Below are 8,737 nucleotides of genomic sequence, written 5' to 3'. Positions count from 1 at the left end.
TCCTATTCGTGAGCTAGATCGAGTTTCGCTTGATTAAGGCATGACGCTTTTAGGTATGGAGACAGGCTGATTGCATCGCCAAACCTATCGACAAACACCTCTTGGATTGGAGGCAAATTCGGCTCGCCACTTGCGCCAATGTGGAAACTCGGTCTTGACCGTTCCGCTGGAGTGCGCCAACCGTGGGCCTCCAAAAAGATTTCTGCTTTCTCTATCGAGATGCACACCTTCACTGGGAAGTTCGCCTGAAATTTTATCGAACTGACGTGGCACTCACTCGACGGGATATCCAGTTCACCAGCGGCGCACTTATTACGGTCGTACGATGCGAAACCATCTATTCCCGCAATACGCAATGGAACTGGTTTCTCTGGCGGCGTCGCCATCAAGACCGCCAAATCGACTCCGGAGGCAACGAGAATTTCAGACGCGGGTGGGCTGAGACCTTTTAGCGGCTGCGAGCTAGGAGAGTTGGCCGGTATATCAAGACCGGGCGTGATTGGTGCCTTCCGGCCGGGTTCGAGGGCGCTCAAACGCGCTGCAGCCTGAGGCAGCCCAGGCCTTATTTGCGGTTGGCCGATCTCTATAGCGCGTCCCCGCGAAGCCTTCCCTATGGGCCCCAAGTACACATACGTCGGAACGACAATAGTTTTCGCAGCCTTGCTATACCAGTAGATAGCTCTCTTGACGTTTCGGTCGACTCCGATTCCAGCTTCATAACGCTCGGCAAGCTCGAATTGCGCATATTTGTCTCCTCCGCTGGCCGACCGCTCTATAACGGCAAACGGCTGACGATGGAGCACCTCAGGGCTCGCATCGTTCTGCGGCAAGATTGCGGCTTGCAATGCAATAATAAGGGCGAGAGCGATTGTCACCGCTGATCCTCAGCTTCGAGGATTTGCTTTTTCATTCTATAGACGAGCTCTTCTTTAGCGTTTTCGCTTACCCTTATGATTGAACGCTGGCCCGTTACGGGATCGGTATATATCATTCGAAACGGCTTTTGTGCGAAAGGACCTGCAATCAGGTCGGCGAGCATGACCTCTGCTTCGCCGTTTTCGGGATTAGCGAACGGCGCGATGAGGGCGATGAGCCATAAATCGTTTCCCGTTTTCCAGTCACCGGGGTCCAGATCAAAACTTGGCAGCTTGAGTTTCCCCTCAAGCTTAGTCTGACGTTCCGAATCGAATAGCGCCCAGAGCGCCGCCCCGACCGGACGCTTGGCCTTTCTGAAAATGTGAAATTGTTGGTTGAGGATTGGCGGCATCACCAACCAGTTCAAATCGGTGACTAAGAGATCGGAATGTTGCCAAGATTGAGAAAGCAGCCACGTAATCTCCCCAAAAATGTGGCTGACGGTGTGCGCCTGGCTGCTCTCTATACGCTCTGCCGTCATCGATCGTCTCCATGAGTTATAATGTGCAGCATGAACCTATCGCTCCCGCGCCGCTTCGAGGCGGGCCTTGTCAATTGGACTAATTAGATAACTCATGATCGAGCGACGGCCCGTCCGAATATCGGCAGTGACGGTCATGCCTGGGCCAAGAGGAACGACGCGATCGCCTCGGTCGATAGTCGACCGCAGAAGATTCACACGCGCCGTGTAGACAGGGCCAAGCTTCTTATCGTCCACCGAATCCGTACTGACGCTTTCGATCCGGCCGGGTACCGTCCCATAGCGTGTGAATGGGAAGGCTTCGAGCTTCACTGCTACGTCCTGACCACGATGGACGAAACCGGCGTCCTTGTTGAGCACCTTGGCTTCGACGGTCAGTGCCCCGTAGGGCACCACGATCATGAGAGGCCGAACCGCCTCGACGACACCGCCGACGGTGTGCACCGCGAGCTGCTGGACTGTTCCGTCCACCGGCGCCACGAGGCGCTGAAGATGGCTCTTTTGCTGGGCTTTTGTGAGCTCTTCCTTGCGAAGCATCGCCTGGCTCTGCGCTTTCGCCAGATCGGCAAGCGCCGTCTGCCTCGCCTGTTCGCGGGTCTGTGCGAGCTGCTGACCGAACTTGCGGGCATCGGCGAATCCCCTCGCCTGCTGTGCAACGGCGATATCGCGCTGTCCCGCTTCCGAATGACGTTGGCGGTCCATTTCCATAAGCTTGAGACCGGGCGCGTACCCTTTGGCCTCCAGCCCATGCATCGCCTCGAGCTCGCGATCGAGGACCGGCAAGGTCTGGTCGGAAGTCCTGATCTGATCTGCCGCGGCTTCTGCTTCCGCAAGCGATGAAGCGCGTGCCGCCGCCATGCCCGCCATCGAGGCTTCGCTCTCAGCTACCTGGGCAGTAATCAGGCGGCGTTGGGTATCTGCGACGTCGGCGGGCGTACCGCCAGGCGGCGTAAAATGAAGGCCGCGTCCAGACAGCGCGTCGGCAATCGCCCGATCGCGCGCAACGTCGAGCTCATCCGACAGGAGCGCCTTTTCGGCCTGCGTCTGGTCTGCTGTGGACACCGTCGGATCGAGATCGATCAGCGGCTGCCCCTTCTTCACCGCGTCGCCGTCACGGACGTAGATAGCTCTTACGATGCCTGTGTTAGACGCCTGGACCATCTTCACATCATCGGTCGGCATGATCCGACCCTGCGTGGAAGCGACGATGTCGACCTTGCCGATGATCAGCCAGGCGAACGTAGCAACAAGCCCAATGAGCAGCACCCATGCCGTGATCCGCCCTGTCGGCGACACGGGACGCTCGATGATCTCGAGAGCGGCCGGTAGAAAGCGCGAGTCTGCGCTGCGCCTAGCGCTTTTCGCGCGCGCCTTCTCCTGAACGAGCGCTTCGCGTGCGACCCGCCAGTGGTGGGAAATCGCGTTCATGCGGCAACTCCGTGCGTGACGCCCATCTGGCGGCGGTGAAGATCGGCATAGCGGCCGTCTAGGCGCAGCAGCTCGTCATGACTGCCGGTCTCGACGATCCGGCCCTTCTCCAGCGTGATGATCCGGTCGCATTGCCGGATCGCCGACAGACGATGCGCGATGATCAGCACGGTGCGGCCTTGCGCCATCGCCTTGAGATTGGCCTGGATGATCTCCTCGCTCTCCGCATCGAGCGCCGAGGTCGCCTCGTCGAAGATCAGGATGCGCGGTTGCGTGACTAGCGCGCGGGCGATGGCGAGGCGCTGGCGCTGGCCGCCCGACAGGTTGGCGCCACGCTCCTCGATGATCGTGTCATAGCCCTGCGGCATCCGCACGATGAATTCGTGCGCGCCGGCCAGCGTCGCCGCGGCATTGACCGCCTCCAGCGGCATCGCCGGATTGGCGAGCGCGATATTCTCCCGCACCGAACGATTGAAGAGCAGGTTCTCCTGGAGCACCACGCCGATCTGGCGGCGCAGCCAGGCCGGATCGATCTGCCCGACGTCGACACCGTCGACGAGCACGCGTCCGCCAGCCGGCGTATAGAGCCGCTGGAGGAGCTTGGTCAGGGTCGACTTACCCGAGCCCGACGAACCGACAATGCCCAGTGTCGACCCGGCGGCAATATCGAGGTCGATATCCTCAAGCGTCCAGGGACCTTCGAGGTCGTAGCGGAACTTGATGCTTTCGAAGCGGATTTCACCCTTGATCGCGGGCAGCGCGGTACGGCTCCCCGCGCCGGGCTCGGTGGGCTGGTTGAGCACGTCGCCCAGCCGCTCGATCGCGATCTTGACCTGTTGAAAATCCTGCCAGAGCTGCGCCATCCGGATCACCGGCCCCGACACGCGCTGCGCGAACATGTTGAAGGCGATGAGGCCACCCACCGTCATCTTGTGCGCGATTACGGCCTGCGCCCCGAAATAGAGGATCGCCGCCATGTTGAGCTTGGAGATATATTGGATCGCTTGGCTGCCCGTGTTGCCAAGGCTGATCACCCGCTGGCTCGCCTCGCTATAGCCGGCCAGCTGGCGCTCCCAGCGATCTTGCCATTGCGGCTCGACCGCACTGGCTTTCACCGTCTGGATGCCGCCGATGCTTTCGACCAGCAGCGCGTTGTTGGCGGCACTGCGCTCGAACTTCTCGTTCACCCGCGCGCGCAGCGGCCGGGTGATCAGCACCGCGACGGCGATATAGGCGGGGATTGTCAGCACCGAGATGACGAACAGCTTGGTCGAGTAGATCCACATCGCGACCAGGAAGACGATGGTGAAGGCCGGGTCGACCAGCACTGACAGCGACGCGTTGGTCAGAAATTCGCGGATCGTTTCGAGCTGGCGCACCCGCATCGCGGTATCGCCGACACGCCGCGCCTCGAAATAGCTGAGCGGCAGGTGCAGCAGATGGCGGAACAGCTTGGCGCCCAGTTCGACATCGAGTTTCTGGCTGGTCTCGGAATAGAGCTTGGTCCTGAGCCAACCAAACACGGTCTCCCAGGTCGACACGCCGACGAAGCCGATGGCGAGCACGGTCAATGTCGACATGGTGTCGTGGACCAGCACCTTGTCGACGACGTTCTGGAAAAAGAGCGGCGCCGCAAGCCCCAGCAGGTTCAGTGCCAACGTGATCAGCAGCACCTCGCCGATCAGGCTGCGGTAGCGCACGATTTGAGGGATGAACCAGGTAAAATCGAATGCCTGATGTGTCAGGCCGACATTCTCGCGCGTGGTGACCAATACCAGTTCGCCCGACCAGACCTCGTCCAGCTCCGCGCGCGTCAGCTTGCCGATCGTGCGGTCGGGGCGCTGGATCAGAATCTCCTCGCCGGCGACGCGCCCGATCAGGAACCAGCCGAGCCTGCCGTTGGCAAGCGCCGGCAACGGCATCCGTTCGAGATCCTTCCAGCGTGCGTTGCGTGACCGGGCACGCACGCCGTCCAGCCCCTGCGCGATCCGGACGATGTCTCGCGGACTGACCGCCTGATGATGACCAAGGCCATGGCGCAGCTGGGCCGGATCGACGGCGATGCGGTGCATGGCGAGCAAGGTCGCGAACGCATCGAGGCCGCTTTCGCTGTTTTCGTCCACACGATGGGAATCGGCCTCGCTCATCAGTGCAGTTTCCGGTGATCGACTGGGACGGAACGGCCGACCGTTCCGGCGATCGGCACATGCGGGAGCGACCGCGACAGGCTGGGCTGCGCGGGCCTGGTGCTGGCCGCTACGATAACAGGCGTCTCGCCGCTTATGCCGGGTTGCTGGAGGGTGCGCTGGCGCGCCCGCGGCGCGACCGCCTTATCCAGTGCGGCGAGCAGCCTGTCCCACGGGACCGCGTTCCTGTGCTCGACATCGCGCAGATGCTTCGCCGGATCGTGGAGTTGCACGCCGGTCATGATCGCGCGCGCCTCGAGCAGGCCAGCCTGGCGCAGCAGTGTCGCCGCCGACACATAACGGTCGCGCTCGGACCCGAGCAGCGCCACTTCCGCGTCACGAAGCTGCTGCTGGGCGTAGAGCACATCGAAGGTCGAACGCAGGCCGACCCGATATTCGTTGATCATGCCGTCGAGCTGGGTTTCGGCAAAGCGGCGCTGCTCGTCCTGGAGGTCGGCTTGCTGCCCGGCGGTCACCATCTGGTTCCAGGCGTAGGACACGGCGCGGTCGACCTCACGGCGTACCGCCTCGATCTTGAAGCGGTCCGAGCCGTTGCGGTCCTCGGCCTGGCGGATCTGCGAGGCGACGAGCCCGCCGGCGGTCAGCGGCACGCTCAGCACCACGGCGCCGGTATAGCCCTGATCCTGATCGTGGAGATGGTAGGGCACCGCCTTGCCGCTGAGCTCAGCCGTGCCACGCAGGCTGAGCGTCGGCCGCCCCTGTGCCTTCGCCGCCACGATGTTGGCGCGCGAGCCCTGTTCGGTGAACACCGCACGTTGAAGCTCGGGATTCTGGCGTTCGGCCAGTTCGAAGGCATCCTCGACACGGAGCGGCAGGTTGGGCAGCGTCGGCTCTTCGGCAAGATCGCCGGGATCACGTCCGACCAGCGCCGCATAGTCGGTGCGCGCCGCCTCCAGCGCCTGTTCCGTCGCGACCACCTGCTGGCGGGCGATCGAGAGCTGCGCCTGCGCCTGGGCGACGTCGGTCAGCGTGACCTCGCCCGCGATCTTGCGCGCGTCGATTTCCCTGGTGAGCTTTTCGAGATCATCGACGCTGGCATGCCAGACGCCCAGCGCCGCCGCGTAGCGGCGAACATCGACATAGGCGGTGATCACCGAGAGGAGCAGATCGCCCTCCGCGCCTCGCAGCGTCTCGCGCCCCGAGCGGATCGCCGCGATCGCCGACTGACGCGCTGCGGTCGCCCGACCTCCCGTGTAGATCGGCTGGGTCAGCACTACCTCGGCCTGGTTGCTGTTACGGTCGAAGGCTTCCGGCCCGGACGGGTTGGCACGCTGCGATGTGCGGCCTTCCACGGTGCGGGCATAGGTGCCGGTCACATCCAGTTCCGCGCTGGGACGAAGCTGCGAGCGCGCCTGGACCAGTCCCTCGTCGGTCGCGCGCAGATCGTAGCGACCGCTCTCGAGCGTGGGGTTTGTCCGATAGGCGAGCGCGATCGCATCCGCCAGCGTCTCGGCGCCGACGGGCGCCGCGAGGACAAGGGCAAGCGCCGGCGCGGCCAGCGCGCGATATCCGCGGAGCATCGCTCAGATCCGGAAGGCATCGTCGGAGCCACAGCCCAGGCGGCGGGCCGCATCGAGCATCCGAACGAAGCCCGCCAATCGGTAATGATGGATGCGGCCCTGATCGTTCGCACGGATCGCGACCGTCTTTGCCTGTTCGAGCTCGGATACCGGAATCCAAACCCAGGCCCCCGTCGGATTGTCGAGGCCGGGACCATCGATGGAGACGTTCGCCGCGATGAGTGAGGCTGTGCGAGCTTGCCACTGTATCGGCGCACCGTCGTCGACCCGGTACCAGGCCGTCAGCGTGTCCCGCCGCTTGCCCATGAGGAAGCCGATGGCGCCCGGCTGATAGCGGGACCGCCTGTTGACGGAGGTCAGGACGCAGCGCGTTTGACCCGTGAAGCGATCATGCCGAACCGCGAGGCCCCAGCCATCGCTCTGAAAGCGTTCGTCTTTTGCGGCCGCGGGCGCCATTCCAAGCGTCAGCGCCGCGCCCAGCACAAGGCCGGACACCACCCCCATCTTGCTCACGCCACTATACCCCCTGGACCGACATCTTTGAAACATGCCGACACAATCCGGTCAAGTGAGAGAAACTCATGATTGAGTAGGATTTGCGGCAGGCCGATAGACGGAAGCTCAGATTAAGATTTATAAACCATAAGCAGCTGCGGAAAAGATCGATATTTTGGGAATCTACAGTTCGATCAGATTTACATCCATTTTGGACATTACGGAATGTTCATTCTGAGACAGTCGAAGTCCGCCATTCGATCGGGTCTGACGCAAGACAAACGTAAAGTGCCCAACGGGCAGAATTGCATGGTATCGTAATGGGTGTCGTCGTCGGTGGCGAGCAGATGCGGGTGTACGTGTTTGTGGCGACGTTGGGCTATTCACGCCGTCCCTTCACGATGGCGTTTCGCCATGAGCGTCAATCAGCCTGGTTTGACGGAATGGAAGGAGCGTTCCAGCATTTCGGCGGCGTGACCGAGGAAGTTCTGCTCGACAACGCAGTAGCGCTGGTCACCCACCACGACGCGACGACACGTGAGGTTGTTTTCAACGACCGGCTCCATGCCTTTTCGCGCTACTGGGGTTTCCGGCCGCGCGCCTGTGCGCCGTACCGGGCGCGGACCAAGGGGAAAGACGAACGCGGTGTCGGCTACGTGAAGGGCAATGCTCTGGCGGGGCACGAGTTTGCGAGCATGGAGGCGCTCGATCAGCACCTGGCGTGGTGGATGCGCGAAGTCGGCGATCTGCATTGCCACAGCACCACCGGCGAGCTGCCGCTGCAGCGCTTCGTGCGCGACGAGGCCAGCCGGCTGAAGCCGCTCAACGGCCGACCGCCGTTTCGCCAGATCCGTGAACTGGTGCGCAAGGTGCACAGCGACTGCGCGGTCGAGATCGACACGAACGCCTATTCCGTCCCGTGGCGCCTGGTCGGCGAGAGCGTGCAGGTGGTGGTGAGCGCGGCGCGGGTATGCGTCTTCCATGCAGGCCAGCTGGTCGCGGAGCATGCCGAGGCGACAGGTCGACACCGTCGACTGACCGACCCTGCACATTTCGTCGGCGTCGCAGGCGCCTCTGGCCCGGTACGGCGTCCCTCGGCGGTTCAGATGCCACAGCCAGTGTTCCCCGAGCTTCTCCGTCCGCTGGTCGAATATGAGCAGTTGGCCGGAGGGCGGTGGTGATGGCTGTCGACCACGAGACGATGCTGGGCTGGCTGACGCGGCTCAAGCTCACCGCCATCCGCGACCAGTTGGACTCGCTGCTCGACGAGGCAGCACGTCAGGACCTGACGCTGCGCGAGGCGTTGGCGTTTTTGTGCGAGCGGGAAATCGCGCGCAAGGACGAACGGCGGATCGAAATGGCAATGAAGATCGCGCATTTCCCGCACGCCCGTGAGCTGGCAAGCTTCGACTTCGATGCTCAGCCCAGTGTCGATCCTCTTCAAATTCGCGAGTTGGCGACAGCTCGCTGGGTTGCCCATGGCGAGGCGGTGTTGCTGCTGGGACCGCCCGGCGTCGGCAAGTCGCATCTCGCGATCGCGCTCGGGCGAGAGGTCATCCGTCAAAACTACACGGTCCTTTTCACAACCGCCCAGGCCCTGGTCGCAGCGCTGGTGAAGGCCCATGGCGAGGGGCGTCTTGAGGAGCGGCTCGCCTTTCTGGCGAAAGCCAAAGCTGCTCATCGTCGATGAG

At 62.7% G+C, this 8,737-nt stretch carries 7 protein-coding genes and 1 pseudogene; 2 read left to right on the top strand and 6 right to left on the bottom strand.

The annotated features are described in order from the left end of the window. Positions 1–2 precede the first annotated feature (2 nt). From PBT88_RS10330 to PBT88_RS10305, 6 genes are read right to left on the bottom strand one after another with little or no spacing between them, the layout of a single operon-like run. Positions 3–875, bottom strand: coding sequence for a tetratricopeptide repeat protein (locus PBT88_RS10330; protein WP_270079082.1), 873 nt, complete (start codon positions 873–875; stop codon positions 3–5). Then, entirely contained in the window at positions 872–1,396 is a 525-nt protein-coding gene (locus PBT88_RS10325) for a toxin-activating lysine-acyltransferase (protein ID WP_270079081.1), read from the bottom strand. The genes PBT88_RS10330 and PBT88_RS10325 overlap by 4 nt, the downstream gene beginning before the upstream one ends. A 36-nt stretch (positions 1,397–1,432) precedes the next feature. Beyond that, positions 1,433–2,824 carry an HlyD family type I secretion periplasmic adaptor subunit gene (locus PBT88_RS10320; protein WP_270079080.1) on the bottom strand — a complete coding sequence of 464 codons (1,392 nt, stop codon included), beginning with the start codon at positions 2,822–2,824 and terminating at the stop codon, positions 1,433–1,435. Continuing rightward, complete coding sequence (locus PBT88_RS10315; RefSeq protein ID WP_270079079.1) at positions 2,821–4,971, bottom strand: type I secretion system permease/ATPase; 2,151 nt, start codon at positions 4,969–4,971, stop codon at positions 2,821–2,823. The genes PBT88_RS10320 and PBT88_RS10315 overlap by 4 nt, the downstream gene beginning before the upstream one ends. Then, positions 4,971–6,551 carry a TolC family outer membrane protein gene (locus PBT88_RS10310; protein WP_270079078.1) on the bottom strand — a complete coding sequence of 527 codons (1,581 nt, stop codon included), beginning with the start codon at positions 6,549–6,551 and terminating at the stop codon, positions 4,971–4,973. Before PBT88_RS10310 ends, PBT88_RS10315 begins: the two co-directional genes overlap by 1 nt. Positions 6,552–6,554: 3 nt before the next feature. Continuing rightward, a complete protein-coding gene (locus tag PBT88_RS10305; protein WP_270079077.1) occupies positions 6,555–7,064 on the bottom strand; it encodes a hypothetical protein in 510 nt (169 codons plus the stop codon). 308 nt (positions 7,065–7,372) lie between these two features. On the opposite strand from PBT88_RS10305, the pseudogene istA reads away from it, so the two are divergent. Together istA and PBT88_RS10295 are read left to right on the top strand one after the other, a co-directional pair. After that, a pseudogene (istA, locus tag PBT88_RS10300) lies at positions 7,373–8,227 on the top strand (IS21 family transposase); the annotation flags it as partial. Further along, positions 8,227–8,736, top strand: coding sequence for an ATP-binding protein (locus PBT88_RS10295; RefSeq protein WP_270079076.1), 510 nt, complete (start codon positions 8,227–8,229; stop codon positions 8,734–8,736). The pseudogene istA and the gene PBT88_RS10295, both read left to right, overlap by 1 nt. Position 8,737 lies beyond the last annotated feature (1 nt).

The organism is Sphingomonas abietis, from assembly GCF_027625475.1.
Lineage (GTDB): Bacteria > Pseudomonadota > Alphaproteobacteria > Sphingomonadales > Sphingomonadaceae > Solisphingomonas > Solisphingomonas abietis.
This window is presented reverse-complemented; position numbering and strand designations above follow the sequence as displayed.

Bases quoted from the DNA above. Each gene is read 5' to 3' on its own strand.
- PBT88_RS10325 (WP_270079081.1), bottom strand. From the start codon at position 1,396: ATGACGGCAGAGCGTATAGAGAGCAGCCAGGCGCACACCGTCAGCCAC.
- PBT88_RS10320 (WP_270079080.1), bottom strand. From the start codon at position 2,824: ATGAACGCGATTTCCCACCACTGGCGGGTCGCACGCGAAGCGCTCGTT.
- PBT88_RS10315 (WP_270079079.1), bottom strand. From the start codon at position 4,971: ATGAGCGAGGCCGATTCCCATCGTGTGGACGAAAACAGCGAAAGCGGC.
- PBT88_RS10310 (WP_270079078.1), bottom strand. From the start codon at position 6,551: ATGCTCCGCGGATATCGCGCGCTGGCCGCGCCGGCGCTTGCCCTTGTC.
- PBT88_RS10295 (WP_270079076.1), top strand. From the start codon at position 8,227: ATGGCTGTCGACCACGAGACGATGCTGGGCTGGCTGACGCGGCTCAAG.